Here is a 26493-nt window from a genome sequence, read left to right as displayed (position 1 = left end):
TTCCGGGCATTGTGCCCGATCCAGACTGATAACGTCTGGAATCGTGCCAAAGACACAACGACCATGAAAAATAAAAAAGTTCCCTTGCGGGGCAAAAGAAATCAAAATCGGTGCCGATAGTAAATAAGCACCGATGTCGGGGCGGATTTACAGTTGAGACAGCCATTTGCGAGGTGAGCAATGGGCACAGTACAAGCAGCACGGCCAGCACAAACCCTTTACGTCACGATCCGTCGCGATGAATTGCGCCAGTTGAAAGACGAGCGCGACCAACTGAAGCAGGAAGTCGAGCAATTGCGCCTGCTGACTCAAGGCATCCAGGCTCAGCCGAAGCCTGTCACGTTGCGAGCTCCCCACGCCTGACCCTCGCCTGATTCGGAAGCAGCCCTGCGCTGTTTCCGATATGTCTTTTCGATTCGCCAGCGTTCCCAGCTCACAAAACTTTCACACCCCCTTGTTGATACTCCGGCCCCAATATGGCCGCTCGGTGTCCGCGCGGCCCCCGTTCGTCGGCGACTTTTTAGTCCCGGCGGTGAAAAGTGATTCTGGCTGGAGCGCGCAATGGCTTTGTTTCAACGCAGCAGCAGTTTGTCTGCGAAAGGATTCGATTGGGCAGGGATTCTGTGGCTGTTTGTGTTCTTCTGGTATTTTTCCGGCATCACCCAGCTGCTGATCCAGTTGACGGGCACTTCCGGATTCAGCGGATTCCGCCAGGCCTTTGTGATGAGCGCCATCTGGCTGGCGCCGATGCTGATGTTTCCCCGGCAAACCCGTGTGTTGGCCGCACTGATAGGCGTGGTGCTATGGGCCTGTTCCATGGCCAGCCTGGGTTATTTCTTCATCTATCAGCAGGAATTTTCCCAGAGCGTCATCTTCATCATGTTCGAGTCGAACATCTCTGAAGCTGGCGAGTACATGACCCAGTATTTCGCCTGGTGGATGATTGTAGCGTTCCTCGCCCACACCCTTTTTGCGTATTTCCTGTGGACACGGTTGCGCCCGGTATACATGCCCCGCGGTCGCGCGCTGGTGGCGGCGACGGCCATTCTGGTGGCTGTGGTCGGCTATCCGATGATCAAACAGACCGCCCGCACCGGCAGCCTCGCCGGCGGTTTCGAAAAATTCGAAACCCGTATCGAACCGGCAGTGCCATGGCAGATGGCAGTGGCTTATCACCGTTACCTCGACACCCTCGCCGGCATGCAGGACATGCTCGCCAGTGCGAGCAAGATTCCTCCGCTGCACAACCTCAAGGATGCCACGGCCAACCAGCCGGCCACGCTGGTGCTGGTGATCGGTGAATCCACCAACCGTCAGCGCATGAGCCTCTATGGCTATCCGCGTGAAACCACGCCGGAACTGGACAAGCTCAAGGATCAGCTGGCGGTCTTCGATAACGTCATCACCCCACGCCCCTACACCATCGAGGCGCTGCAGCAGGTGCTGACCTTCGCCGACGAAGAAAACCCGGACCTGTACCTGTCGACCCCGTCATTGGTCAGCATGATGAAACAGGCCGGCTACAAAACGTTCTGGATCACCAACCAGCAGACCATGACCAAACGCAACACCATGCTCACGACCTTCTCCGAGCAGGCCGACGAGCAGGTGTACCTGAACAACAACCGTAACCAGAACGCCGCCCAGTACGACGGCGATGTGATCGAACCGTTCAACAAGGCCCTGGCTGATGCGGCGCCACGCAAGTTGATCGTCGTGCATCTGCTCGGCACCCACATGAGCTACCAGTACCGCTATCCGTCGACATTCGACAAGTTCAAGGACCGCAATGGCGTGCCCGCCGGCGTGCGTGACGATCAACTGCCGACCTACAACAGCTATGACAACGCGGTGCTGTACAACGACTTCGTGGTCTCGAGCCTGATCAAGGACTATGCCAAGTCCGATCCGAACGGTTTCCTGCTGTACCTCTCCGACCACGGTGAAGACGTTTTCGACTCGCCCGGCCACAGCACACTGGGTCGCAACGAGGCCAAGCCGACGGCGCCGATGTACACCATTCCGTTCATGGCCTGGGCTTCGCCGAAGTGGCGCGAAAGCCATGACTGGCGCTTCGCCGAAGACCTCGGGCGGCCGTACAGCAGCTCGCACCTGATCCATACCTGGGCCGATCTGGCGGGGTTGAATTTCGATGAGCTCGATCGCAGCAAGAGCCTGGTCAGCGACAGTTTCAAACCACGCCCACTGATGATCGGCAATCCCTATGAGCGCGAGCAGAAGGCATTGATCGACTTCAGCCTGATCAAACCAAAGGCGAAACCAAACCCCGCGAACGTCGTTTTGCAGTAAACCTTTCAGGGGCCGTTTCCGGCCCCTTTTTCTTGCCCGTCCCAAACCGGGACGGGGAAGCCCATGTGCAGTTAATTCCCAATTAACGAAATCGGCAGATAATGGTCGCGCGACATTGCTTCATGGAAGAAAGGCACCCGATATCCGATGTGGGAGGCGAACCATGAAACGTACACCCTTGATCGTTGCCGGCCTGATGACGTTCGTTTCGGCCAGCGCATTTGCAGAAGGCGGCGCGGAACGCATGCGCTATTACTACGAGAGCCTGCGGCTGAGCCAGCAGGAGAATCAGAGCCAGCAAACCGCTCAAGTCCGGGTTCCGGACGATCAGACGGCGCAGGTGACGGAGCATTACAAACAATGAACCGAGCGAGGCAAGACTCGGAGGCGTAGGTGCCGGCTTGCTGACGACGGCGTTTTGGAGATCGCCACCGCCAGCAAGCCGGCTCCCGCAAAAAGCAGAGCGCGATGCTACAGAGCCTTGGTCCAGAACAGCATCCGGCCGTGCGCCGGATCGAACATGCCGGCGCTGAAGCCGAATTTGGCGTAGGACGACTGGGCCACGGCATTACCTTCCAGCACTTCCAGGGTGATTTTGCAGCAGCCACGCTGACGGGCGATTTCCTCGACCTTCTGCAGCATCTTCTGGCTCAGGCCCAATCCACGAAACGCCTTCATCACGACGACGTCGTGCACGTTGACCAACGGACGACAGGCGAACGTCGAAAAGCCTTCAAAGCAATTGACCAGCCCGGCCGGTTCTCCACCGACAAAAGCCAGCACGCTGAACGCATGGGGACGCTTGGCCAGTTCTTCCGGCAGGTGCTCCAGCACCTCGGCGGGCAATGAATGACCGCCACCCATCGGATCTTCGGCGTAATGATTCAACACAAGGCGTACAGCCTCGGCATGCACCGGGTTGGTGTAGCTGGCCTGAAGCACAAGAATTTCTGCGGATTCCATTTCCATCCTCGATCACACATAAAAAGCCCCGGCGCGCAGACCGCACCGCAAGGTCCAGCGACCCTATCGCGAGTTCTGCTCATCCTGCAATCTTTAACCGGAAGTGCCCCAGATCAGCGCTTCGGTCCAGCCCAGTTCGGCGAAGTCCGCGGCCCGAAGGCCCGACTCACCGACACAGAAAAACTCGTCCAGCTGCGGTGGTGCGATCGACGTTCCACTGAGCATCGCGTGAATCTGCCCACGGTGATGAATCTGGTGCTCGAACAGGTGCGACAGCATGCGCAGCCGACTCTCGTGTTGCGGCGTGTCCCGGGCGATGGTCACGATCTTGCCCAGGTCCGCGTCGCGCATCTGTTCGCAGTAAGCGATCAACCGACGATCCACCTGGGCCTGTTCGCGCTTGAGGTCCGCAGCGGCGGTGAACGGCTCGTCGTCAGTAAAAAACACGTAGCAATCCGGGTGTGGCGCATCCCCGCGCAACTCACGTTCCAGCGCATCCACATAAAACCAGTCGCAGGTCAGGATGTGATTGAGGGTCGCCCGCAGGCTGGGGAAGAAACTGACTCGCGGCGCCACCAGGTCCTGCGGACTCAACTGCCCCCAGGCCTTGGCCAGTCGATGATTGGCCCAGGCGTTCTGATAGGCCATGGTCAGCAAATGATGGGACAAGGGCTGATTCATGTTCGCGGCTCCTTGGGTTCAAGCGTCGGCGAAACGTTGCAGCTGCATTTCCTGTAAGCGGCTCAGGGTGCGACGGAACGGGAATTCCAGATAGCCTTCGGTGTAGAGCGATTCCATCGGCACCTGCGCCTCAAGGTACAGCGGCACTTTGCGGTCGTAGCATTCGTCCACCAACGCGATGAAACGCCGCACACCATCGTCGTGTACCGACAATTGCGGCAATTCGCGATCGCCCGCCATCACCCGCTCGACACCGTCTTCGGTACCACGGGCGATGCGCCCTTCGCGCTTTTGCGCGCTGAGGTTGGGCACTTCACTCAACAGAATAGCCTTGTAGGTGTCGCACAGGGCCATGAAATCCATGGCGGCAAAGGGTTGTTCGCAGAGGTCGGCGTAACGGCACCAGAGCACGGTTTCACTGGCCTGCACCACCTTCAGCGAACGGTAGCCGACCTTGACCGGCTCGACGAAAACCGACTGGCCGGCGGTCAACGCCTTGAACACATCGCCCAGCGCGCCAGACTGACCGGGCGCGGCGACCCAATAGCGTTGCAAACCTGCGCCGGGATGCAAGCGATGGTCTTCGCCGCCATCCACTGCAATCACCTGCATATGGCGCTTGATCGCCTCGATTGCCGGCACGAAGCGGTCACGGTTGAAGCCATCGGCGTACAGCAGGTCCGGCGGCTGATTAGAGGTGCAGACCACCACCACGCCCTGGTCGAACATCACTTGAAACAAGCGCCCGAGAATGATCGCGTCGCCGATGTCATTGACGAACAGCTCATCGAAACACAGCACGCGCACTTCTTCGCTCAATTCCCGGGCCAGCGCTTTCAGCGGGTCGGCAGTGCCGGTCAGCTGAAACGAGCGCTGATGCACCCAGCCCATGAAGTGATGAAAGTGCTGGCGTCGGGCCGGGACCTGCAAGCTTTGGTAGAACTGGTCCATCAACCAGGTCTTGCCCCGCCCGACCGGGCCCCAGAGGTAAACGCCCATCACCTGCGCGCGACCTTCATGCAGCGCTTCGTAGCATTTTTGCAACGCCCAGACAGCATGCTCCTGGGCTTCGTCCTGGACGAAGCCCTTCTGTTCGATGGCGTGTTGCCAGGCGCTTAACGGGGAGTCGACATTCATGCGCGGCAGTATGCCATCGCGGCGCGGCCGCTACAGTGAAATGTCCAGTCGAGCGATCTTGCCCTGCTCGTTCAGACGGAACATGTAGCGCAATTCCAGCGGGCTGCCGGGAAACGTGCCGGACACCCGGTTATGCACCAGTACCTTGCCCGTGCGCAGTTGCACGTCGAGCACTTCGACTTTTGGCTGATAACGCCGGGCAGTGTCCTGCATCCACTGGGCGATGGCCTGGGCGCCGATCTGATGCCGGCCTTCGTCGAACACATTGGCATCCTCAGCGAAGAAACTGGCGACCCTCTAGGTGTCGCGGGCATTGGCGGCAGCCAGGTAAGCGGCGATGGCGGGCGCCAGCGAAGAGGCGGAACTGGACATGTTTATAACTCCTTGTTGGTTGATTCTGGAGCCATGCTAAAACATGCCTGTGTCAGTTCTTGTCAGGAGTGAAACGCCCCGCCTCATCCAGTTGCATCTGCTTGCGCCAGGTGCGCAACAGGTCACCACGGCGCCCCGGATAACGCTCGCCCTGCTCGTCTGCCGCCGAAATCCGGTCGGTGCGAAACGTCCGATAGGCGCCGCGGAGTTCACACCAGGCGACGATGATTCGCACTTCGTTGAGAAACCCCAGCGCCAAAGGCCAGATCAACCGCTGGCTCGGCACCTGTTGGGCGTCCGCATAGTCGATGTGCAACTTGGCCTGATTGCGGATCGCCTGGCGAAACACATTCAACGCCACGGCATTGGGTGCGAAGCCATAACCGGGCGGGCCCGGCAGTACCGTCGGGTTGCGTAAGGCGTCCAGCGCCTCGGGCGCCAGCACCGCAGCAATCTTGGCCAGCGCATCGGCTGCCGCCTTGCTCAACACCTCATCACCGCGCTGATCCACGTAGCGCAGTCCCAGCACGATGGCTTCGGTTTCGTCGGCGTTGAGCATCAAAGGCGGCAGAAACAAACCGCTGCGCAGCACGTAACCGATGCCCGCCTCGCCGTAGATCGGCGCACCCAGCGCGGTCAGTTCAGCGATATCGCGGTATAGCGTGCGCTCGGAAATCTCCAGTTCACCGGCAAGGGTCGCTGCCGTGACCGGGCGACTCTTGCCGCGCAGCACTTGCAACAGGGTCAGTAAACGCGTGGTGCGAGACACGATTGGCGAGCTCTTTCCGGAAAAGTGGTCGGAGCTTAGCAGAGGATCCTGTCAGAAAGTGGCAGTAGCGAAACGCTCGGTGGCCGGCCTTATTGCCGCGATTGAAAAAGCTCCTTGACGAAATACATGACAGCTATCATCTTTTATACATGTCATACGACATTTATAATCAGTCACCGACTATTCCCTCCAGGAGTCATCCCATGCATTACAAAGTGTTCGGCCGAAAAACCGGCTTGCGTGTTTCGGAACTGGCGTTGGGCGCGGGTAACTTTGGTACGGGTTGGGGCCATGGCGCCGAACGCGATGAAGCCCAACGCATATTTGATGGCTACCTGGAGGCCGGCGGCAATTTCATCGACACCGCCAACGGTTATCAGGGTGGCCAGTCGGAAGCCATGCTCAGCGAGTTCATCGCCCCGGAGCGTGATCGCCTGGTCATCGCCACCAAATACACCTTGGGAACTACGCCGGCGGCGGGCATTTCCCACACCGGCAACAACCGCAAGAACATGGTTCGCGCCGTGGAAGAAAGCCTGGCACGGCTCAAGACCGACCACATCGACCTCTTCTGGGCGCACATGAGTGACGGTGTCACGCCCATGGAAGAGATCCTGCGGGGTTTCGATGATCTGGTGCGCGCCGGCAAGATTCACTACGCCGGCCTGTCGAACTTCCCGGCGTGGCGCATCGCCCGGGCCGACCTGCTGGCCGAAGTCCGCGGTTTTGCGCCGATTGCCGCCATTCAGGTCGAGTACAGCCTCGCCGAACGCACGGCCGAACGTGAACAACTGCCGATGGCCGAAGCGTTGGGGCTGGCCGCGACCTTATGGTCGCCCTTGGGTGGCGGGTTCCTGACTGGCAAATACCGTTCCAGCGACGAGAACAACCGCGCCGCTAAACTGGGCATGCTGGTGCACGCCGAGAAAAGCGCCCGCGAAACCGCCCTGCTCGACACCTTGCTCGCCGTCGCGGCAGAACTGGGCGCCAGCCCGACGCACGTGGCCATTGCCTGGCTGCGGGAAAAAGCCAAGCGCTCGACGACCGCGCTGATTCCGATTCTGGGTTCGCGTACGCGTGAGCAGCTGGATGCGACGTTGGGCGCGTTGAATGTGCAGGTGAGCGCGGAACAGTTGGCGCGGCTGGATGGGGTCAGCGCCGTGGCGATGGGTGTGCCACATGAGTCCATTGCCGGTTCTGTTGCACGGTTTGGCGGGAGTGAAACCCTGGATCTGCCGATAATTCCGGTCGCCTGACACCCACCAGATTGCGGGAAAGAACCTCCGTGGCGAGGGAGCTTGCTCCCGCTCGGCTGCGAAGCAGTCGCAAGGCTTTTGGGGCCGCTTCGCGCCCCAGCGGGAGCAAGCTCCCTCGCCACGGAGGTTTGCTCCCGCATTTTGATCACGGACTATCGATCCACCTTATGTTTAGCCGCATACAAACACAGCATCTCCATCGCCAACGTCGCCGCCGCCAGTGAGGTAATGTCCGCACTGTCGTAGGCCGGCGCCACCTCTACCACATCCATACCCACCAGATTGATCCCGCGCAACCCGCCGAGGATTTCCAGCGCCTGCACCGTACTCAAACCGCCGCACACCGGCGTTCCGGTGCCGGGGGCGAAGGCGGGGTCGAGGCAATCGATGTCGAATGTCAGGTACACCGGGTTGTCGCCGACCCGTGCCCGAATGGCTTCGGCAATCGCCTCCACTCCACGGCGATGTACTTGCCGCGCATCCAGTACCTGAAAGCCCTGATGATCGTCATTGGTGGTGCGCAAGCCGATCTGTACCGAGCGCGACGGGTCCACCAGACCTTCCTTGGCCGCATGCCAGAACATCGTGCCGTGATCGACGCGCTTGCCCTCTTCGTCCGGCCAGGTGTCGCTGTGCGCGTCAAAATGGATCAGCGAAAGCGCCCCATGTTTACGGGCGTGGGCCTTGAGCAGCGGGTAACTGATGAAGTGATCGCCGCCGAAGGTCAGCATCGCGCAACCGGCATTCAGAATGCGTTCGGCGTGGGCTTCAATGCTTTCCGGTACCGTATGAGGCGAGCCGTAATCGAAGTCGCAATCACCGTAGTCGATCACGGCGAGGTGATCGAACGGATCGAACGCCCACGGCCAGTGGCGTTCCCAGGCAATCGCGGTGGATGCAGCGCGAATGCCACGGGGTCCGAAACGCGCGCCGGGACGGTTGCTGGTGGCGGTATCGAACGGCACGCCGCTGACGGCAACGTCAACACCGCGCAAGTCACGGCTGTAGCGACGACGCATGAAACTGGTGATGCCGGCGTAGGTACTTTCGGCGGCAGTCCCGTAAAGGCTGTCGCGGGTCATGGCCTGATCGTTTTGCACTGGGACGTCCATCGGTTTCTCCTTGTTTTAGTTATTGGCGGCTACGGAAAGTGGTCCACAAACGGGTGCGCTGACGCATGTCCTTGAGGCTCATGCTGCGGTCGGCGTACAGCCGTTCGCGCACATCGGCGTGCGGGTAAATGTCCGGATCGGTGCGCACCGCTTCATCCACCAGCGGCGTGGCGGCCTGGTTGGCCGTGGCGAAGAACAGCGTGTTGGTCAGCGCCGCGACGGATTCGGGGCGCAACATGAACTCGATGAAGGCGCGGGCAGCTTCGGGGTGCGGTGCATCCTTGGGAATCGCCAGGTTGTCCTGCCAGACCAGCGTGCCCTCCCTGGGAATCCGGTACGCCACTTCGTAGGGCTTGCCGGCTTTGCGCGCCTGATCGGCAGCCATGCTGGCGTCACCGTTGTAGGTCAACGCCAGACAAACGCTGCCATTGGCCAGATCGCTGATCTGCCGCCCGGTGGCGACGTACAGCACATTCGGCTGAAGCTGATGCAACAAGGCCTCGGCGGCTGACAGATCAGACTTGTCGGTGCTGTAGGGATCTTTACCCAGATAGTGCAGCGCCAGGCCGATCACCTCTTGTGGCGAATCGAGAATGGCAATGCCACAGTCTTTCAACTGGCTGGCATATTCGGGTTTGAATAACAGATCGAGGCTGTTGTGCGGCACATTAGGCAAACGCTTTTTCACCGCTTCGACATTCATCCCAAGCCCCAAAGTGCCCCAGGTATAGGGCACGCCGTAGCGGTTGCCGGGATCGACCGCGGCGAGTTTTTCCAGCAAGTCCGGATCGAGGTTGGCGTAGCCCTTGAGGCCTTCGTGGGGAATCGCCTTCAACGCGCCGGCCGCCAACCCGCGCGCCAGCACGCTGGACGACGGCACCACCACGTCATAACCACTGCCGCCGGTGAGCAGCTTGGTTTCCAGCACTTCCGAGGAGTCGAAGGTGTCGTAGCGCACATGAATGCCGGTTTCCTGCTCGAAGCGCTGCAAGGTGTCCGGCGCGACGTAATCGGCCCAGCTGTAGAGATTGACGACGTTTTCCTCGGCCTGAGCCGAAACCGCCATGGAAAGGAACAGCGCGGGTAAACACAGCTTGAATGAAGGACCCATGACGAACACCTGACCAGAGGAAGTGGCTGCAGCATGCGTCGTCGGATACATTGAAAAAATACCAAGTCAATTATCCTGACTTTATTGCGGAGTAATGTTTGATGCTCGGCCAGCTTCACGATGTGGATCTGCAATTGCTGCGTCTGTTTGTCAGCGTGGTGGAATGTGGCGGTTTCAGTGCGGCCCAGGGAGAACTGGGCCTGAGTCAATCGAGCATCAGCCAGCAAATGGCCAGGCTCGAAACCCGGCTCGGTTATCGGCTGTGCAGTCGCGGCAAGGGTGGATTCAGGGTCACCCCCAAAGGCGAACAACTGCTGATCGCGACGCGGGGGCTGTTCGAGTCGATCGAAGCGTTCCGTCATCAATCCAATGGCGTGGCCGGCCGCCTGATCGGCGAGGTGCGTCTGGGGCTGTCCGAAGCCGTGGATCAATCGGTGCTACAGCGGGTGGCCGAGGCGATCCGCCGCTTTCGCGAGCGCGATGAGTCGGTGCGCATCGAGTTGATCAGCGCCATGCCCGGCGAGATGGAGCGCTTGCTGCTGCAACAACGGCTGGACCTGGCGATCGGTTATTTCTCACAGGTGCAGAGTGCGTTTGACTACCGCGAACTGTTCAGCGAAACCCAGCATTTGTATTGCGCCCCCGGCCATCCGCTGTTCACTGACGATGCGCCAGACGATCAGGCGTTGCAGGCCTGCGACCGGGTGGATCACCCTTACCGCTTTCTACGCAGCGATGAGCCCTTCCAGGGCAAGCGGTGCTCGGCGCGCTCGGAACAGGTCGAGGGCACCCTCGCTTTCATTCTGTCCGGCAAGCATGTCGGCTATCTGCCCAGTCATTTCGCCCGCAGCTGGGAAGACAAAGGGTTGCTCAAGGCCGTGCGCCAAAGCGATATGAGTTTCGACGTGGCCTTCCATCTTGCCCGCCATCGGGCGCAGGTGCCGGGGGATGCACAGAAAGCGTTTGAAGAGGATCTACTGGCAGCGTTTGCCTGAATCCCCCGGTGTAAACCCGAGTTAATGTTTCGACATACCTGTCTTTCTGGCATCCTGCGCCTCCATTTTCTGCCCAGGCCCGCCTTTCGGCACGCAAACCACCATGACCGCCTCTGAAAAAGCCCCTGCCCCGCGCCACAGCGACCTGATCTACGGCCTCGACGACCGCCCGCATTTGACCGCCACGGTCTTCGCCGCCCTGCAACACGTACTCGCCAGTTTCGTCGGCATCATTACCCCGACCCTGATCATGGGCAGCGCCCTCGGCCTGCAAAGCGAAATTCCCTATCTGATCAGCATGGCGCTGTTTGTCTCAGGCCTGGGTACCTTTGTCCAGGCACGCCGATTCGGCCCGATCGGTTCCGGTTTGCTGTGCCTGCAAGGCACCAGTTTTTCGTTCATCAGCGTGATCCTCAGCGCCGGTTTCATGGTCAAGGCGCGCGGCGGCGGCACCGATGAAATTCTTTCGACGATCTTTGGCGTGTGTTTTTTCGCCGCGTTCATTGAGGTGGTGTTGAGCCAGTTCATCGGCAAACTGCGGATGCTGATCACGCCGGTAGTGACCGGGACGATCATCACGCTGATGGGCCTGTCGCTGATCAAAGTCGCCATGACCGACATCGCCGGCGGCTTCGGCGCGACCGACCTCGGTGCCGCCAGCCATCTGGGATTGGCAGCGCTGGTGCTCGGCACCATCGTGGTGTTGAACCGGGTGGATGTGCCGTTCCTGCGTCTCGGGGCGATCGTGATCGGCCTGACCTTCGGTTATGTCGTCGCCTGGTTCATGGGCCACGTGGATTTCAGCAACATGCCCGACGTGCCGCTGATGAGCGTGCCGGTGCCGTTCAAGTACGGGTTCAACTTCGACTGGGTGGCGTTCGTGCCGGTGGCAGTGATTTTCCTGGTGTCGCCGCTGGAGGCCGCAGGCGATCTCACCGCCAACTCGATGATTTCCCGGCAGCCGGTCAAAGGCCCGATCTACCTCCGCCGGATCAAGTCCGGCCTGCTCGCCGACGGTCTCAACTCAGCCATGGCAGCCGTGTTCAACAGCATGCCGATGGTAACCTTCGCGCAGAACAACGGCGTGATTCAACTGACCGGCGTGGCCAGCCGTTACGTGGCTTTTTTCATTGCCGGTCTACTGGTGGTGCTGGGGTTGTTCCCGATGATCGGCGCCGTGCTGCAACTGATGCCCAAACCGGTACTCGGTGGCGCTGAACTGGTGATGTTCGGCACCGTGGCGGTGGCCGGCATCAAGATCCTCGCCGAAGCCGGCCTGCACCGGCGCAACATGCTGATCGTGGCGATTTCCCTCGGCATGGGTCTTGGTGTGGCGGCTGTGCCGGAGGTGCTGCGCGAGTTGCCGAAAGCGCTGCACAACATCTTTGAATCGCCGATCACCGTCGGCGCGTTGTGCGCTATCGTGCTGAATATCTTCCTGCCCGAAGAATTCATCGAGCTGGAAGAAGACGATTTCGATCCGGAAGCCTCGATACTCCAGGTCATGGAAAACCCGGATGTGCCGGCCAAAGGTGAACCCGCCTCGCCTGCGGTTGTCGCACAGTTGAACCGCTAGGCACGCTCAAGGCCGAGCCAAGGGCGGTTCGGCCTTTTCTTCAAGAGAGCATGTCCATGCGCAGTGTCCACGCCGTTGTCCTTTCCCTCCTTTTATTGTCCCTGAGCGCCTGCGCCCTGTTTCCCAATCGCGACCCGCTGAACATCAATGTGGTCGGTTTCGAGCCGTTGCAAAGCCAGGACATGGAAGTGCGTTTCGCAGTGAAAATCCGCGTACAGAATCCCAATGAAACCGCGATCGACTACAACGGCGTGGCGCTGGACCTGTCAGTCAACGGCCAGCCCCTCGCCTCCGGCGTCAGTGATCAGTCGGGCTCGATCGGGCGCTTTTCCGAGACAGTGCTGAGCGTGCCGGTGAGCGTTTCGGCGTTCTCGGTGCTGCGCCAGACTTTGGGCCTGAGCCAGACCCAAACGTTGAACAACCTGCCTTATGTCTTGCGCGGCAAACTGGCGGGCGGTTTGTTCGGCACGATGCGATTTACAGACAGCGGCAAGCTCAGTTTGCCGGGATCGACAGTCGGCACCTGGTAAATGCACTAACGCTGATAATCCAATGTGAGAGCGAGCTTTTGTGGCGAGGGCGCTTGCTCCCGCCGGGGCGCGAAGCGGCCCCAAAAGCTTTACGACTGCTTCGCAGCCGAGCGGGAGCAAGCTCCCTCGCCACTAAAACTCACACACAGTTTTGCTTATGTGTTGAACCGCACGCCCGGTTTGGCGCGTTCATCCACGCTCAACTCGAACACATCCGGGCGCGCATAGTGGCCGACGACGTCGTAGTCGTAACGCGCGCGGATCAGGTCGTCAGTGTCGATTTCAGCGCTGAGCAAACCGCGCCCTCCCCGCAGCGGCCCCGCCAGTACGTCGCCCATCGGCCCTACGATCACACTGCCCCCCGCAATCAACGGCCGGTCCGCCGGCCAGTTGGCGATTTCAACGCCCAAGGCTTGCGGCGAATCCTGAACCTGACAGGCACTGACCACAAAGCAGCGGCCTTCATGGGCGATATGGCGCATGCTGACCTGCCACATCTCCCGTTCATCCACCGTTGGCGCGCACCACACCTCCACGCCTTTGGCGTACATCGCGGTGCGCAGCAGCGGCATCATGTTTTCCCAGCACACTACCGCGCCGATCCGCCCGACCTGGCTGTCGATCACCGGCAGCGTCGAGCCATCGCCCTTGCCCCAGATCAGCCGTTCGGTGCCGGTCGGCATCAGCTTGCGGTGCTTCGCCACCAGCCCGGCCTGCGGATCGAAATACAGCGCGGTGCAATACAGCGTGCTGCCAGCGCGCTCAATCACACCGATCACCAGGTTCGCCCCCGTACGCGCCGACAGCCCGGCCAGCGCTTCGGTTTCCGCCCCAGGCACATCGATGGCATTGGCGAAATAACGGGCAAAGGCTTCACGACCTTCCGGCAGGCGATAACCCAGTTGGGTGCCAAAACCTTCACCTTTGGGGTATCCGCCCAGCAGCGCTTCGGGCATGACCACCAGCGCCGCACGGGCTTCAAGGATGGCGCTTTCGAACGAGAGAATCTGTTCCAGGGTCTCGGCCTTGCCGCCGGGCAAGGCGCCGATTTGCAGTGCAGCTACGATTGACTTGGGCATCGCGGTCACTCCGTTCACATCAGGTGTTGCTCATTCTCAGGCGTCACGGGATCATCAATAAAGCCCCATCCACTGCTGAATGATATGAACCAAATGAATATCGCCACCGTCGATCTCAACCTGCTCAAAGTGTTCGAAGCCTTGCATGAAGAGTCCAGCGCCAGCCGTGCGGCGTTGCGCCTGGGCGTCACGCAGTCGGCGGTCAGCGCGGCATTGCGCCGGCTGCGCGAGGTCTACGGCGATCAATTGTTCGTACGCACGGGACGAGGCCTCGCACCCACGCTCAAGGCCAATCAGTTGAAACCGGTGGTCAGCGACGCATTGAACAAATGCCGCCAAAGCCTGGCGATGGTCGATCCGACCGCCAATCACTACGATGGCCGCTCGGTCACGGTCGGTTTGTCAGATGATTTCGAAATCGCCTACGGCCGTCGCTTGATCGAGGAAATCGCCCGCTGCGCGCCGAAGCTGCGGCTGATATTCCGCCAGACTCACAGTCAGATCGTCGCGCAGGCGTTGATGGAGCGCAGCATCGATCTGGCGATCACGGCCGGCGGGTTCGCCGAGCGATTGCTGAGTCGTCAGGTGCTGGGCGAAGGTGATTATTTGTGTCTGGTAGACCCGATCAGCCTGGTCGCGGGACAGCAGGCCATCGACCTTGAGGAATTCGTCACCCGTGAACATATTCTGGTGTCATCGGGTGGCTTTATCGGGATCACCGACGAAGGATTGGCCGCGTTGGGCCTGAGCCGGCGAGTATGCGCTTCGACCACACATTTCGCGGCGCTGCCGCATTTGCTCAAGGGCAGTCAGGCGGTGGCGACCATTCCGGCGCATGCCGCTCGAAGCCTTGCAGCGCTCACCGGGCTGGCGCTGCTGCCCTGCCCTTTGGCGTTGTCGCGTTACCCGATCGAACTGGGCTGGCGCACCAGCACTCAGCTCGATCCGGTGGTGTTGAAAGTGCGTGAGGCAATTGTCGCGATTTTTGCAAGCCCGTAGGAGCTGCCGCAGGCTGCGCCTACTCGGGTAGTGTCAGGCAGGGGTTTACTTGGCCGCCATCAAGCGATTGACTTCACTGCGCACCATGTTCGCGAACTCCGGAGGCGAAATGCCGTCGAGTTCGGAACGGACCCATTCGGCCCATTTGCCTTTGCGCTTGGCGCGCTCGCCGAACAACCGTGCGGCTTCGCCCTTGGCTTTGCCCAGGTTGTTTTGCCAGAGTTCGAACAGACGGGATTTCTCGTCTTCAAGCGCCGCGCGCTCGGCAAGGGGTTTGTCGGCCAGATTGAAGCTCATGGGGAGTTACCTGCTGCGTAAATAGGCGACATCTTACACTGTAGGAAGAAATGTCCTGCGCTGGATTTTTCCACAGGATGACGGTGCCGCGCAAAATCACTGCAACTTTTTCCGTCGTGGCAGACTCCATTGTTCACTGCCTATTCACTTGCAAGGAGTACCTCAATGGCCCGGAAAACTGCCGCACAAGTCGCTGAAGACCAAATCAAGGACCAGGCTTTCAGCGATCTACAGGCGCTGATCGAAGAGTCGGAAAAACTGCTGAAAAGCAGCGCGTCGCTGGTCGGTGAAGAAGCAGACACGCTTCGCGGACAGATCGCCCAGAAACTCCAGCAGGCACGGGACTCGGTCACCAGCGTTCGCGACCGCACCCTCCCGGCGGTCGAAGCCACTGAAACCTACATTGGCGGGCATCCATGGCAAACCGTGGCCATTTCCGCCGGTTTTGGTTTGGTTGTCGGGTTGTTGCTGGGCCGCCGTTAAACCCGCCTATCAATAATTCATTAGTGAAATGAAATCCCTGTGGGGCGAGCTTGCTCGCTCCCACAGGTCTGCGTTCCAATTTCTAGGCGCCGGCCAACTCCCGCAAATTCGCCAGCGTGTCCGCATCCAGCTGAATGCCACCCACGCTGGATTTGGCCCGCTGATGGTGACGTCGATCACCCGGCAACCGCTTAAGCCCCACACCGTGCATCTGCCGCACCAGTTCCTGGCTGCGCTCGGCAAAATTCTGTCCGGCGGCCTTGCTCGGATCGATCACGATCAACAACTGTCCGGTCCATGGTGTTTTGGCACCGGGGTGGTTCTTCCAGTCGAACTCGAACGAGAAGTTGCCGCCGGTCAACGCCGCCGCCAACAGCTCCACCATCATCGACAGCGCCGAACCTTTATGCCCGCCAAACGGCAGCAACGCCCCGCCTTCAAGAATCGCTTTCGGGTCCTGGGTGGGCTGACCGAGGCTATCCACGCCCATGCCCGCCGGCAAACGCTCACCCTTGCGTGCAGCGATCTGCACATCGCCATGGGCGATAGCACTGGTGGCCAGGTCAAAGACTATCGGATCACCGTCCGCGCGCGGGGCGGCGAAAGCAATCGGGTTGGTACCGAACAGCGGGCGATCGGCGCCATGCGGCACCACGCAGGTCATGCTGTTGACCACGCTCAACGCCACCAATCCTTCATAGGCGAACGGTTCGACGTCCGGCCACAACGCCGCGAAGTGATGGGAATTGCGAATCGCCAGCACCGCGATACCGGCACTGCGGGCCTTTTCCACCAGCAAGGCGCGGGCAGCGGCGAGCGCCGGTTGAGCGAAACCGTTGCCGGCGTCGACCCGGACAAAACCCGACGCCACGTCTTCTACCACCGGCACGGCCTGGCCATTGACCCAGCCGCTCTTCAGCGTCGAGACGTAACCGGGAATGCGAAATACGCCGTGACTGTGGGCGCCATCGCGTTCGGCGCCCGCGCAGTTGAGAGCCAGTGTCCTGGCGACCTCGGCGGAGGTGCCATGGCGAACGAAAATGCGTTCGAGCAACAGGACGAGAGAATCAAAATCCAGGGTTGAGTTGGCCGAACTGACTGCCATTTCAGGCGAAGCGGTCATCTGAAGCTCCAGTGTTATTTTTAGAGACGGGCGACAGGTCGATTAAGCGCTTTCTTACCGGCGTCCTGTCAAGTCTCTCGCGCAAGCAATATGTACCGCACCCCGCCTTTTTCCGGCCTCTATTGTTGCCCCTCGACCCAACGACCTGCACTGAACACCGTCGCAGCCCATCGAGGAAACATCATGACGACGCCTGCACTGCCGTATTTTTTTGACGAAGCAGAACGCGCATCCGCCGCCAGGCAACCCGGCGAACGGGAAAACGCGCTGAGCTTTAGCCTGGACGATCTGAACTGGCTGAAGACGGTTTATCGACCCACCCAGTCAGCCCGTAAAACGCATGTAAAACCGATGCACGCCTACCGGCTCCTGTTGTCCTTGCCGGGCGAGACCGGCATCCCGTTGGCCGGCGCTTTTGCCATGAGTCGGCCCAACGATGGCGAGGTCACGCTCTACACGCCGTGGAAGGGCTTGATCAAATTCGCGGACATGGACGACCTCAAAAGCAAGCTCAAAGAGTGGTTGGCGCACGCCAGCGGAAAACGTGAACTGTTGCGTTTCGTCTCCATCGAACAACGCTTGCCCCTGGCCGCCGCCCCTGCACTCGACATTGCCACCAGCGACATCGAAGGTGCGGTGTTCGAAGACCAGGAACTCGTCCTTCAGCAACAGCAAGAAGAAAACATCCAGGCGATGGCGGGTGAGCTGGTCAAGATACCCACCTTGCAATCGATGCTCGACGATACCCTCAAGCATGCGCTGCTCAAGCCATTTCCCACACTGGACCAGCGCCTGACTCGGCTGAAGAGTTTTGTCAGTACAGGCTCCGCGTTCGATAACCGTGATAAGGCGCACACGATTTCCTCGATGTCACTGAGCGAGGCCCTCCTGCATTTTTACCTGACGAACCAGTGGCCGACAGGCGATTCCAGGGTGTTTACCCATCCCGAGCACAGCGTCAGCAGCGATATCGACAACCAGGCATGGGAAAGCGCCATAAAGGAGATCGCGCAGAGTTTTACGCCTCACCTGCAAAGCCTGCTTGAGACGTTCTGGAACACGCCCATGAGCAATGGCCTGTCGCGCCTGAGTTTTTTCAGCGACTGCATGCGCGACACGTTTCACACGCGGCTTTTACATCAACGCCAGCAGGGCACTTTAACGACGCAGGAATATCTGCAACTGATGAATGTCAGCCTCGCGCCTGCCCCAAACAATCCCCTTTGCATCGAAAAAGTGCGGGTCACCGCCCCGCTCAAACATTTTGCGGAGCTTGCCTCGACCTTGATGATCGGGGGCACCAGCACCCTGAGTTTTCTGTACAACCCGACCCGAGGCATCGAGGCCACAAGCAACCTGCCCGCGGTGAAAAAAATCGTGCTGCACATGCTCAAAAGCGAGGGGCATGAAGACACACTGCTCAATTTCATGTCGCTGGACGAACGCGGCACTTTTCTTGGGCTGGAACCGGACGATCGAGTCGTTGTGGGAGAGCCGGTCATCGGCCCGGCGTTTGAACGGATGATGGTCGACATCGTGGAGAAACAACGGCAAAACCTCAGCCATGCCTTGAGCCGCTACCGTGAAAGCGAAGGTACGCTGGACCCTCACGCCTTGCTCGACAATGCCCTGGACGTCCGGGGATTGATCGATAACCGCCTGCTCCTGGCTGAGGCCGCAGGACGCTGGAGCACGCGCCCGGACCGCCGCGTCAGCGCGAGACCGGCCACCGTACGTGCCGAGTCGGCCAGACAGGAGCTGTCGCTGCTGAACTCGGTCGAACAGGCGCTCGATCAACTCCTTGAAAAACACCCGGTCATTCCCATCAAAACCCGCACATTCACTGATGCGCACAGCCTCGTCAGTATATCCCTGGCGAATTTGCAATCGAGTTTTACCCATACCCTGTCAACGGCACTGCGCAGTGAATTGAAGCTTCGCGCCGTCTCGCGCACCCTGGGTGCAACGGAACAGGCAATCATCAAAACCGTGCTCGATACCCCGATACACCTGCAACGGGCGGCATTGAACGGTTTTTTTCCGGAGGTCTTTTCCCTGGCATTGAAGACCGGCGCCACCGCGACCCCGTTGAAACTGGCCAGTTGCTTTGTCCTCACTGAACGGGGAGGCCTGGATCCGGTGCACTCGGGCAAAGCCATTTTGTGGACGCCGGCACTGGGATTTGAAGCCTTCAACGCACTGACGCCGCTACTGGAGCAACTCGAGCGACGCCTCAAGGACGAGAATCATCGATCAATGCTCTTGGAAAACCTCGGCCGCAGCGAGCGGTTGCCAGGCAAGGCTTACACCCTGGCGCCACTGCAACGGGTCCATGGGCACTTCCTCGATTATCTGCAAAAGCCCTTTGTCGATCTCGACCAGACCTGCGTCACCCAAGCGTTGACCACCCCGCTCTCTCCCGCACCGCTGGCCAGCCTGCTGAATCTGGTGGCCCTGCGCGAACCGATGACCGGGCTGCGCCGTGCAACCGATATTGCCGAATCCCTGACCACCCAGCAAAAACTGCCGGCCTGGCTGGCCAAGGCGCCAATCAAAGACCTGATCCTGCATGGCGAACTGCTTCAGCAATACCTTCATAACGTCAAAGACGACCAGGATTACCTCACCGGCATCCGCTCGTTGCAGCGCACCGCGCACCATGAGCTGGAAAAACAACTCAAGGCAGACGACTTCAACATTGATCCGGACAAGGTCCGGGTCGAGATCAGCGCGAGCCCGAGGTCTGCGTCCAGCACCCAAACCCTGACCGACTTTGCCTTGACTCACCTCAAGGACCTGGACGCCGTCTTCCTCAAACTGACGTCCCTGGATAACACAGCCATTCCAGAAGGCATGGACGAACGCTATATCAAAGACCTGATACGCGACCTGAAACCGGGTGTGCATCAACAGCAAATAGTGAGCGACGCCCTGGCAGACACCTCGGCGAACGCGGAACGCAGGAAGCTTTTTTACACACAGTTGCCCTGGCAACTGATGCACCACGCCCACGCAGAAAAACTGCAGGAACGCCTCAGCGAAACCGGGTTTGATCTGATCCGCCAGATCATGGACATGCCCGACGCCATCGCCCGTGCGGCAGTCGACGGTGCCCATGGCATCATCCGCCCCCTGGAGTTCCTCGGTATCAGGAGCGGGCAAACCGTCAAAGTGCCTGGCGTCTATCTGATCGGCTCATCGGCCGATAGCACGGCACCGCAGGTGCTGCTCGCACCGCACAGCCCCAGGCACGGGATAAAAGAATACGAAAGCGAAACACAGTTGCTGGCAGAACTGAAGACCCAGGGCGGACTGCTCGACTGGGTCCTCATGAACCTGGAGAACCCTGAACGGATCCTGCTGGAGACCCGAATGGCGACGCCCCCGAGCCGGGTCGCGAGAGCCACGCCGGAGACTCCTGGCGCCCCCGAGGAGGAAGTTACCCTGGCGTCGAATCCCATCAAGGGCCACCTGTTCGGGCACTTGTTCAACGACAATGCCGCGTTGCTCAGCCGATTGCTCGGTTGTCAGTCCGATGACAAGAAGCAGAGTGAGTGGGCAACCATCAAGCACGTACTGGGTGAAGACCTGCACGAGGCGTACTCGTTTTTCATGGGTAAACTCGCTTACCCCGTCACGGTGTGGAACAGTTACCGTGACATCAAGCAATCCGCCGAAGACCTGCAGACGCACAAATGGGGCGCGGCCATCAGGGCATTCATCAGCGGGATCGCACAGCTCGCTTCGCTGCGCCAGTCGTTGGACACTCACGCGCCACCGACGGCTACGCCAGTCGCACCGGCACCAGCAAACTCCGATGCCGCCTGCAAATGGCAGGACATCAAGGTCACCGCCCCCGAGCGCACAGCCTTGAAGCGTCATGAAAGCCGCCATGTCCACCTGAACGCGCTGAAGCCCGACTCGACGCCCGGGCTCTACGCGCACCCCACGACGAAACAGCTTTACGGGCCGGTTGAAGGCAAAGTTTTTCCGGTGACAAAACGCGGCAGCCGCTGGCGCATCGCAGATACACAGACCCTCGGCCCTTATCTGCGACAAAACGCATCGAATCAATGGGTAATCGACCGGAATGCACCGCCTCCGCAATTCGGCCTCATGGATCGGCTGGATGCGGCGGCAGCGGCCTGGGGTGGCATGAACATCGACGCCCATGGAATGCCGCAGATACGCCGGTGTTTCCCACAGAAGGCTCGTCAGATCGACGAAGCGCTGGACCAGGCAACGACCTATGCCTGGAACAGCTTTCGAAACCTGCAGTTGCTGAAGGCATCCGATGACGCGGAAACCCCCGTGCATCGACTCATCAAACGCTTCATCGATGTGCCGCAAGTGCTGCCCGCGCATGTCGAGAAACTGGAAAAAGTCGTGGGCGACCTGTTTACCGCGTTATTGGACCCTACACTCAGAAAGACCAAGTCCAATCGTTTTGTCGTCGGCCGGGTAATCGAGGATGCCTACAGCACATTCGCCTTTATCGTCCCGAATGACGCCAAGCGGAAGATTTATCTGGCGGAAAGGTTCTTCAATCCGGGTTTCGACTTATACCGCCAACATCTTTCCGATACAGCATTTCCGATCAACACGCATGCCCGGGCGGTGACCCTTTTGCATGAGCTTTCGCACCTTGTCTGTAAAACCGAGGACATTTCCTACCTGGACCCTGGCAGGCCCTTTGCCGACCTGATTGGCACAACCAGCGTGACAGCCACCGATCTCAAAAATGCATTGACCCACATCCAGGACACCGCACTGTCGATCAAGACCCCTTACACACAACTGTTCATGACCCGGGATCCAGACACCGGGGTGTGGGAAGATCCGGGAAATTCCACTTATGAAAATACGGATCGGGTGAAAGCGCATATTTTGACGTTGACCGGCGCAGAAAACCTGAGCGGTGCTCGCGAAACCTTTAAAAAAGATTCCCTGACTCGCCTGGCGGTGCAACTCGGCAATGCCGACAGCGTGGCTTGGTTAATCAGTCATCTCGGCCGCCAGTTACACGTCAATACACCTTGATGGCGGAAAATAAACAGACGTTTGATGGGTAAATGCCATGACGCCTGTTCTCGCAGACTGCCCTCAAGGTTAGAATGCAGGAAATCAGGATGAGTCAATGACCGACAGCCCTTTCTCACAAGCCGACTATGACGTTGTCACCGATGCCGCTGCGCATTGGTGCATGCGTCTGCACGCCAGCGACTGCACGGCCGAGGAGCGTCAAGCCTTCGAGCAGTGGCGCGATGCTCATCCGCTGCATGCGTTCGAATACGAGGCGATGCTGGAGATTTGGGAAGTCGCGGAAGATTTGCCGCGCCTTGAGACTGTCGTGCCCATCACTCGGGCCAAGCGTGCAACGCCCTGGCGCACCGTCGGCATTGCCGCGGCCGTTTGTGCCCTGGCGTTGCCACTGGCAGCGTACAGTGGCTGGAACCTGGGCTTGCTGCCCAATTCGTACCAGCATTTCGAAGCCAGCAATGCGATCCGCCAGGTCACCCTGAGCGATGGCAGCCAAGTCGAGTTGAACCTGGGCACTGAACTGACCTTCAGCAATTACAAGGACCAGCGCCGGGTCTCGCTGGATAAGGGCGAAGCGTTTTTCAGTGTCAGCCATGACGCCAGCCACCCCTTTGTCGTCAAGGCGGCGGACGGCAGGATTCGGGTCACCGGGACCAAATTCAACGTCTGGATGTATGAGGATCAGGTGCGCGTGAATCTGATCGAAGGTTCGGTACTGGTCAGCAGCAACGATGACCTGCCGGGCGATGGTTTGCGTCTGGAGCCATCCATGCAGGCGCGCTATAAACACGGCGACTTCACGCCGCAAATCAGCCAGACCTACGCCAATGACACGTCACTGGCCTGGCGCCACGGCAAACTGGTGCTCGATGACCTGGCGTTATCCGAAGCCCTGCCCCTGATCAATCGCTATCTGGAAAACCCCGTGATGGTGGCTGACAACAGCACCGGCGCGATCCGCCTCGGCGGCATCTACAACATCAAGGAACTCCACAACCTGGTGGCGACGCTGCCCAGGGTGTTGCCGGTCTACCTGACTCGAAACAAGGAAGGCAATCCGGTCCTCAACTCCATTCCGCAACAACCCCCGAAAAGCTGAAAGGCCGCCACCCTTGCGGGGGTGCGGCCTTCTTTCATCGCTCAAGCAGCGTTTTACTTTTTGGCCACCTTCCCGGCTTTTTCATCCTGTTCACGGATCGTCTGCGCCTGATACTGCGGGTCCGAAGTGATCTGCTGTTCGGTGAACGGCAACACACTCAACTGTTTCTTCGAGAACGCCACGGTCTGGTCATTGGCATGTTTCGACGCCGGGTCGCTGGACAGCGAAAACGCCAGCAGCCCTTTGGCCTGAGGCCCCTTGTCATCGAAAGTCACGACCTGCAAATAGCTGGTGCCGCTGACCACTTCACGTTTGCCATCGGTTCTCGGCACGCTCTGAATGGCGTTGTAAACGCCCAGTGTGCCTGGACCGCCATGAATCGGCGTCTGCTGGCCGCCGCTGCTCACCACCTGGATATCGCCCCAATGGGTGTCGGTCCTGAGCCCCGACCTGCTGACCACTTCCACCGAAGCCAGCATCGCTTCGCGCAAGGCCTTCGCAACCTCCGGGCGATCAACCGCCAGGCCGCGCGGGGTGTGTTGCGGATCTTTCGGATCGAACGCGACGCGCCAGACATCCGGCGTGTCCTGCACCGATTCCATGACGTTCTGGAAATGGACAAAACCAAGACCGCTGTCCAGATTCGCACTGCGATCCCAGGCCTTCAGGCTCGCACACAGCGGAGTCAGCAGCGGCGCATCGGCGCCAAGGTCCTGCGCGCAGAATTGCAACAGGTCCGGCATGACTTGCGCCGCCTGATACACCTGATCGTCCATCACCATCCGTTGCAGATCCGCTGCCGCAATCGGGCCGGCCTTGTTCAACGTGCCGAGGCGATCCAGGGCAAAGCGTGAACGCAGGCCCAACGGCTGACCGTCCTGGCTGATCAACGGCGAGAAACCGGTCAGAGGCTGCGCCGGGTTGGCCATCCATGCCGAATCGTTGGAGTGCTGCACGAAGTCCTTGCGCAACAGTTGCGGCAACTTGTCCGACGCATAGATGCCTTTTTGTGCCGCCGTCGGGTCGATGTCCCAGGCACAGGCACTGTTGGAACCGTCGAGCACGATCAGTTCCAGTCCGGCTCGCGGATCACTGCACTTGGCCAGTTTGTCGGCATTGACGTTCGGCACCACCGACAGGTTCATGTACAGCGTCTGGCCCTGATCGTCCGCCGCCAGGGTGTTGACCCACGGGATGCCCTGGATCTTGTGGACCGACGCCTGCAATTCCTCGAGGCTGACCGCGCGGTTCATCGCGTACCACTGCTGCAGCACGCGGTCGTTATCGAGGTTGGCGTCGCGCAGGCTGTAGGCAAACTGATTGTCCCAATCCAGTTTTCCAGGCCATTGCACAATCGGGCCGAACCGGGAGCTGTAGACCACGTGCGAAACCGAACGGGTCTGCCCGTCAGGTTGTTTCACGTTCACAGTCACGGTCTGCTGCTTCATCGGCAACGATTTGCCGTCGAGCAGGTAGCGGGTCGGATCCTTCGGATCGAGTTGCAGGCGATACAGGGTGAAATGCTTGGATGAATCCACGGTGTGGGTCCAGGCCAGGTGTTGGTTGAAGCCAATGTTGATCATCGGCAGGCCGGGCAACGCGGCGCCCATCACGTCCAGTTTGCCGGGAATGGTGAGATGCATTTGATAGAAACGCATCCCGCCGACCCAAGGAAAATGCGGGTTGGCCAGCAACATGCCGCGGCCATTGAACGAGCGATCGCTGCCCACCGCGACGGCGTTGCTGCCGCGATCGAGGGCGAAGCGCTGCCGGCGTACATCGGCGATCTGGAACGACGCGGGTGCGTTTGCGTTTCGAGCGACGGCTTTGGGAGGCATGGCGCCGGCCAGTGCTTCGGCAAATTGCCCGACGCCCCCTTCGACCAGCAGGCGACGGGTCAACTTGACCAGGTCTTGCGCGGTAATGTCCCGCACCCACTCACCCTGGCATTGCTGCGGCAAACCTTGCGCGCGACGCTCCGCCAGCGAGCGGTTGTAGCCCGCCACGTACCCTTCCATGAGGTCGCGGACTTCCGGCGTTTGTGCCTGCCAGAACGCGGAGACGGCCTGCGGCGTATTCAGCCAGTTGAAAAAGACATCGCTGACCTGGTTTTCGCGCTCTTCGACCGTGAACTGCTCCGGCCCGAAATACCGTGAACGCTCGCCGTTCACCGTGGTGATCTCATTGGCCAACAGGCACAGATTATCCTGAGCGTAGGCATAGCCGATGCCGTAGCCCAGGCCACGTTCGTTTTCAGCGCGAATGTGCGGCACGCCGAAGCTCGTCCGGCGGATTTCGGCCGTCGCCTGGTCCGGCTGGCTGCGTGCGTTTGCCGCAAGACTCAAGCCCACCAACACACCGGCAAGGCTCAATCGGGTTAATTGCCTGGTAATAATCACGCTCGCTCCTGATCGAATAAACGAAGGTCACACCCAGCGTGTCACACGCGATAGGCCTGTTTACAGGAACGAAATTCAGGACAAAAATTTAGAGCGCTGGAGGGTGTTTCTGCAGGGCTTTACAGGCTTCTGACGTGATGGCGACAAAATTTCTACATTCGAGCCTTCATGATTTGCGTAGCTCGTACGTCTTATTGAGTAAGAGCACCCAACACATCTTTCCGGTTCAGGCTCTGAAAAGGAGTTTTTGCATGTACAACTCGCAACTGCCAACGGACGGTAGCACTGCACCAATGGGCACTTCCATAGGCTCGAGCCTGTTCACTCAGCGTACCGAACGTCACGGCAACGAACGGATCCGGGTTCTGCTCAAGAGCTTTGGCCTGCGCACCAGCCTGATCCGCCTGAAAGTCATCGATGCCTTGCTGTCCGCCGCCGACAGCGACCGCAGCCTGGGGGTGCGCGGTGTACACAGCCACTTGCTGGAGCTGGATATTCCCCTGTCCTTTCTCAGTGTCCGCGAAGTGTTGAAGCGCTTGTGCAGCGAAGGCGTGATTACGCTGAACGCGGACAAGAGCTACAGCCTGCATCCACAGGCTGCCGCCGCTCTGCACGGCGAATAATCGTGTCGGCGGGCGTCGCTCAGGGTTTGACCTTGCGGCGCATCACGCCATTGATCACCACCACGATCACCGCCACGCCAATGGCGATGTACTGAAACAGCTTTTCGCTGATGACGCCGGCATTCTGCAAATACGAAAGGCCAAACATGATCCCCAGCACCACCAGGGAGATCAGAATCGAGTATTTCAAACGTTGCGACTGGGTCATTGCCCTTTTCCTTTAACAAAAAGCTTAAACATAAGCCTGAACGTGAACCTGAAAATGTATCCGGTTTGTATCCGGATGCATGCCAAGCCCCTACCGTTTTTCGGGGATGCGGCGCTGCAAACGGGGTCTCATGTTACAGCCGATGAAGCCTTTTGGCTTCATAGCGGCGATAACCATGAGGATTTCGAAATGTTCCGTCGAATCACACTGCTGATTCCCCTGCTTGCCCTGCTTTCCCTGAGCGGCTGCATTATTTTCCCCCACGGCGGCTGGCACGGCGGCCACCATTACGACGGCCGTGGCGGACCGGGGTACTACCAGCATCGCTGAG

24 protein-coding genes and 1 pseudogene are annotated in these 26493 nt (G+C 59.7%); 13 read left to right on the top strand and 12 right to left on the bottom strand.

The features are described 5' to 3' along the window. The first annotated feature begins 180 nt into the window (after nucleotides 1–180). The 3 genes from B723_RS20535 (at nucleotide 181) to B723_RS20525 (ending at nucleotide 2674) form a co-directional block, all read left to right on the top strand. Nucleotides 181–363: a DUF6026 family protein gene (locus tag B723_RS20535; RefSeq protein WP_017338676.1), complete on the top strand. Its 183-nt coding sequence runs from the start codon at nucleotides 181–183 to the stop codon at nucleotides 361–363. A gap of 198 nt (nucleotides 364–561) precedes the next feature. Beyond that, complete coding sequence (locus tag B723_RS20530; RefSeq protein ID WP_017338675.1) at nucleotides 562–2310, top strand: phosphoethanolamine transferase CptA; 1749 nt, start codon at nucleotides 562–564, stop codon at nucleotides 2308–2310. A gap of 163 nt (nucleotides 2311–2473) precedes the next feature. Beyond that, nucleotides 2474–2674, top strand: coding sequence for a hypothetical protein (locus B723_RS20525; protein ID WP_017338674.1), 201 nt, complete (start codon nucleotides 2474–2476; stop codon nucleotides 2672–2674). 107 nt (nucleotides 2675–2781) lie between these two features. Here the strand turns inward: B723_RS20525 and B723_RS20520 are convergent, their stop codons facing one another. The 5 genes and pseudogenes from B723_RS20520 to B723_RS20500 all read right to left on the bottom strand — a co-directional run bounded on the left by B723_RS20520 (nucleotide 2782) and on the right by B723_RS20500 (nucleotide 6232). Further along, nucleotides 2782–3273 (bottom strand): GNAT family N-acetyltransferase, encoded by a 492-nt coding sequence (locus tag B723_RS20520; protein ID WP_017338673.1) that lies wholly within the window; start codon nucleotides 3271–3273, stop codon nucleotides 2782–2784. Between the two features lie 93 nt (nucleotides 3274–3366). Beyond that, nucleotides 3367–3954: a DinB family protein gene (locus tag B723_RS20515; protein ID WP_017338672.1), complete on the bottom strand. Its 588-nt coding sequence runs from the start codon at nucleotides 3952–3954 to the stop codon at nucleotides 3367–3369. Between the two features lie 18 nt (nucleotides 3955–3972). After that, entirely contained in the window at nucleotides 3973–5091 is a 1119-nt protein-coding gene (zapE, locus tag B723_RS20510; RefSeq protein ID WP_017338671.1) for a cell division protein ZapE, read from the bottom strand. A gap of 30 nt (nucleotides 5092–5121) precedes the next feature. Continuing rightward, a pseudogene (locus B723_RS20505) lies at nucleotides 5122–5463 on the bottom strand (nuclear transport factor 2 family protein). 52 nt (nucleotides 5464–5515) lie between these two features. Further along, complete coding sequence (locus tag B723_RS20500) at nucleotides 5516–6232, bottom strand: helix-turn-helix transcriptional regulator (RefSeq protein WP_017338669.1); 717 nt, start codon at nucleotides 6230–6232, stop codon at nucleotides 5516–5518. Between the two features lie 203 nt (nucleotides 6233–6435). Between B723_RS20500 and B723_RS20495 the strand changes: the two genes are divergently transcribed. Further along, the gene (locus B723_RS20495; RefSeq protein WP_017338668.1) at nucleotides 6436–7488 is read left to right on the top strand and encodes an aldo/keto reductase; all 1053 of its coding nucleotides are present in this window, start codon (nucleotides 6436–6438) and stop codon (nucleotides 7486–7488) included. Nucleotides 7489–7640: 152 nt separating this feature from the next. On the opposite strand, the gene speB is transcribed toward B723_RS20495, so the two are convergent. Next, nucleotides 7641–8600 carry an agmatinase gene (gene speB / locus B723_RS20490; RefSeq protein ID WP_017338667.1) on the bottom strand — a complete coding sequence of 320 codons (960 nt, stop codon included), beginning with the start codon at nucleotides 8598–8600 and terminating at the stop codon, nucleotides 7641–7643. A 19-nt stretch (nucleotides 8601–8619) separates the two neighbouring features. Then, nucleotides 8620–9711, bottom strand: coding sequence for a polyamine ABC transporter substrate-binding protein (locus B723_RS20485; protein WP_017338666.1), 1092 nt, complete (start codon nucleotides 9709–9711; stop codon nucleotides 8620–8622). A gap of 101 nt (nucleotides 9712–9812) precedes the next feature. Here B723_RS20485 and B723_RS20480 point away from each other — a divergent pair, with 101 nt between their 5' ends. The 3 genes from B723_RS20480 (at nucleotide 9813) to B723_RS20470 (ending at nucleotide 12812) form a co-directional block, all read left to right on the top strand. Further along, a complete protein-coding gene (locus B723_RS20480) occupies nucleotides 9813–10706 on the top strand; it encodes a LysR family transcriptional regulator (protein ID WP_017338665.1) in 894 nt (297 codons plus the stop codon). A gap of 103 nt (nucleotides 10707–10809) precedes the next feature. Further along, on the top strand, nucleotides 10810–12282 hold the full coding sequence (locus B723_RS20475) for a nucleobase:cation symporter-2 family protein (protein WP_017338664.1): 1473 nt from the start codon (nucleotides 10810–10812) through the stop codon (nucleotides 12280–12282). Nucleotides 12283–12338: 56 nt separating this feature from the next. Then, nucleotides 12339–12812, top strand: coding sequence for an LEA type 2 family protein (locus B723_RS20470; protein ID WP_017338663.1), 474 nt, complete (start codon nucleotides 12339–12341; stop codon nucleotides 12810–12812). Nucleotides 12813–12967: 155 nt separating this feature from the next. On the opposite strand, the gene B723_RS20465 is transcribed toward B723_RS20470, so the two are convergent. Beyond that, nucleotides 12968–13891: a carbon-nitrogen hydrolase family protein gene (locus B723_RS20465; RefSeq protein ID WP_017338662.1), complete on the bottom strand. Its 924-nt coding sequence runs from the start codon at nucleotides 13889–13891 to the stop codon at nucleotides 12968–12970. An 84-nt stretch (nucleotides 13892–13975) separates the two neighbouring features. On the opposite strand from B723_RS20465, the gene B723_RS20460 reads away from it, so the two are divergent. Then, nucleotides 13976–14890, top strand: a complete 915-nt coding sequence (locus B723_RS20460; RefSeq protein ID WP_017338661.1) for a LysR substrate-binding domain-containing protein — start codon at nucleotides 13976–13978, stop codon at nucleotides 14888–14890. Between the two features lie 45 nt (nucleotides 14891–14935). Here B723_RS20460 and B723_RS20455 read toward each other — a convergent pair whose 3' ends face one another. Next, a complete protein-coding gene (locus tag B723_RS20455) occupies nucleotides 14936–15187 on the bottom strand; it encodes a hypothetical protein (RefSeq protein ID WP_017338660.1) in 252 nt (83 codons plus the stop codon). Between the two features lie 165 nt (nucleotides 15188–15352). Between B723_RS20455 and B723_RS20450 the strand changes: the two genes are divergently transcribed. Continuing rightward, nucleotides 15353–15670, top strand: a complete 318-nt coding sequence (locus B723_RS20450) for a DUF883 family protein (RefSeq protein ID WP_017338659.1) — start codon at nucleotides 15353–15355, stop codon at nucleotides 15668–15670. Between the two features lie 82 nt (nucleotides 15671–15752). Here the strand turns inward: B723_RS20450 and B723_RS20445 are convergent, their stop codons facing one another. Further along, nucleotides 15753–16793 carry an Ldh family oxidoreductase gene (locus B723_RS20445; protein WP_017338658.1) on the bottom strand — a complete coding sequence of 347 codons (1041 nt, stop codon included), beginning with the start codon at nucleotides 16791–16793 and terminating at the stop codon, nucleotides 15753–15755. Between the two features lie 183 nt (nucleotides 16794–16976). Here B723_RS20445 and B723_RS20440 point away from each other — a divergent pair, with 183 nt between their 5' ends. Next, nucleotides 16977–21833 carry a dermonecrotic toxin domain-containing protein gene (locus tag B723_RS20440; protein ID WP_017338657.1) on the top strand — a complete coding sequence of 1619 codons (4857 nt, stop codon included), beginning with the start codon at nucleotides 16977–16979 and terminating at the stop codon, nucleotides 21831–21833. 97 nt (nucleotides 21834–21930) lie between these two features. After that, the gene (locus B723_RS20435; protein ID WP_017338656.1) at nucleotides 21931–22932 is read left to right on the top strand and encodes a FecR family protein; all 1002 of its coding nucleotides are present in this window, start codon (nucleotides 21931–21933) and stop codon (nucleotides 22930–22932) included. Between the two features lie 53 nt (nucleotides 22933–22985). On the opposite strand, the gene B723_RS20430 is transcribed toward B723_RS20435, so the two are convergent. Beyond that, a complete protein-coding gene (locus tag B723_RS20430; RefSeq protein ID WP_031318881.1) occupies nucleotides 22986–25331 on the bottom strand; it encodes an acylase in 2346 nt (781 codons plus the stop codon). Between the two features lie 251 nt (nucleotides 25332–25582). Here B723_RS20430 and B723_RS20425 point away from each other — a divergent pair, with 251 nt between their 5' ends. After that, nucleotides 25583–25954: a fe2+ zn2+ uptake regulation protein gene (locus B723_RS20425; RefSeq protein WP_017338654.1), complete on the top strand. Its 372-nt coding sequence runs from the start codon at nucleotides 25583–25585 to the stop codon at nucleotides 25952–25954. Between the two features lie 19 nt (nucleotides 25955–25973). On the opposite strand, the gene B723_RS20420 is transcribed toward B723_RS20425, so the two are convergent. Beyond that, on the bottom strand, nucleotides 25974–26162 hold the full coding sequence (locus B723_RS20420; protein ID WP_008024801.1) for a hypothetical protein: 189 nt from the start codon (nucleotides 26160–26162) through the stop codon (nucleotides 25974–25976). A 42-nt stretch (nucleotides 26163–26204) separates the two neighbouring features. Between B723_RS20420 and B723_RS33070 the strand changes: the two genes are divergently transcribed. After that, the gene (locus B723_RS33070; protein ID WP_144425255.1) at nucleotides 26205–26492 is read left to right on the top strand and encodes a hypothetical protein; all 288 of its coding nucleotides are present in this window, start codon (nucleotides 26205–26207) and stop codon (nucleotides 26490–26492) included. Nucleotide 26493: the final 1 nt, after the last annotated feature.

This window comes from Pseudomonas fluorescens NCIMB 11764 (assembly GCF_000293885.2).
Classification (GTDB): Bacteria; Pseudomonadota; Gammaproteobacteria; order Pseudomonadales; family Pseudomonadaceae; genus Aquipseudomonas; species Aquipseudomonas fluorescens_B.
This window is presented reverse-complemented; position numbering and strand designations above follow the sequence as displayed.

What these genes read in the sequence shown, in the direction of transcription:
- B723_RS20535 (WP_017338676.1), top strand. Translation starts at nt 181, where the DNA reads ATGGGCACAGTACAAGCAGCACGGCCAGCACAAACCCTTTACGTCACG.
- B723_RS20530 (WP_017338675.1), top strand. Translation starts at nt 562, where the DNA reads ATGGCTTTGTTTCAACGCAGCAGCAGTTTGTCTGCGAAAGGATTCGAT.
- B723_RS20525 (WP_017338674.1), top strand. Translation starts at nt 2,474, where the DNA reads ATGAAACGTACACCCTTGATCGTTGCCGGCCTGATGACGTTCGTTTCG.
- B723_RS20520 (WP_017338673.1), bottom strand. Translation starts at nt 3,273, where the DNA reads ATGGAATCCGCAGAAATTCTTGTGCTTCAGGCCAGCTACACCAACCCG.
- B723_RS20515 (WP_017338672.1), bottom strand. Translation starts at nt 3,954, where the DNA reads ATGAATCAGCCCTTGTCCCATCATTTGCTGACCATGGCCTATCAGAAC.
- zapE (WP_017338671.1), bottom strand. Translation starts at nt 5,091, where the DNA reads ATGAATGTCGACTCCCCGTTAAGCGCCTGGCAACACGCCATCGAACAG.
- B723_RS20495 (WP_017338668.1), top strand. Translation starts at nt 6,436, where the DNA reads ATGCATTACAAAGTGTTCGGCCGAAAAACCGGCTTGCGTGTTTCGGAA.
- speB (WP_017338667.1), bottom strand. Translation starts at nt 8,600, where the DNA reads ATGGACGTCCCAGTGCAAAACGATCAGGCCATGACCCGCGACAGCCTT.
- B723_RS20485 (WP_017338666.1), bottom strand. Translation starts at nt 9,711, where the DNA reads ATGGGTCCTTCATTCAAGCTGTGTTTACCCGCGCTGTTCCTTTCCATG.
- B723_RS20480 (WP_017338665.1), top strand. Translation starts at nt 9,813, where the DNA reads ATGCTCGGCCAGCTTCACGATGTGGATCTGCAATTGCTGCGTCTGTTT.
- B723_RS20475 (WP_017338664.1), top strand. Translation starts at nt 10,810, where the DNA reads ATGACCGCCTCTGAAAAAGCCCCTGCCCCGCGCCACAGCGACCTGATC.
- B723_RS20470 (WP_017338663.1), top strand. Translation starts at nt 12,339, where the DNA reads ATGCGCAGTGTCCACGCCGTTGTCCTTTCCCTCCTTTTATTGTCCCTG.
- B723_RS20465 (WP_017338662.1), bottom strand. Translation starts at nt 13,891, where the DNA reads ATGCCCAAGTCAATCGTAGCTGCACTGCAAATCGGCGCCTTGCCCGGC.
- B723_RS20460 (WP_017338661.1), top strand. Translation starts at nt 13,976, where the DNA reads ATGAACCAAATGAATATCGCCACCGTCGATCTCAACCTGCTCAAAGTG.
- B723_RS20455 (WP_017338660.1), bottom strand. Translation starts at nt 15,187, where the DNA reads ATGAGCTTCAATCTGGCCGACAAACCCCTTGCCGAGCGCGCGGCGCTT.
- B723_RS20450 (WP_017338659.1), top strand. Translation starts at nt 15,353, where the DNA reads ATGGCCCGGAAAACTGCCGCACAAGTCGCTGAAGACCAAATCAAGGAC.
- B723_RS20445 (WP_017338658.1), bottom strand. Translation starts at nt 16,793, where the DNA reads ATGACCGCTTCGCCTGAAATGGCAGTCAGTTCGGCCAACTCAACCCTG.
- B723_RS20440 (WP_017338657.1), top strand. Translation starts at nt 16,977, where the DNA reads ATGACGACGCCTGCACTGCCGTATTTTTTTGACGAAGCAGAACGCGCA.
- B723_RS20435 (WP_017338656.1), top strand. Translation starts at nt 21,931, where the DNA reads ATGACCGACAGCCCTTTCTCACAAGCCGACTATGACGTTGTCACCGAT.
- B723_RS20425 (WP_017338654.1), top strand. Translation starts at nt 25,583, where the DNA reads ATGTACAACTCGCAACTGCCAACGGACGGTAGCACTGCACCAATGGGC.
- B723_RS20420 (WP_008024801.1), bottom strand. Translation starts at nt 26,162, where the DNA reads ATGACCCAGTCGCAACGTTTGAAATACTCGATTCTGATCTCCCTGGTG.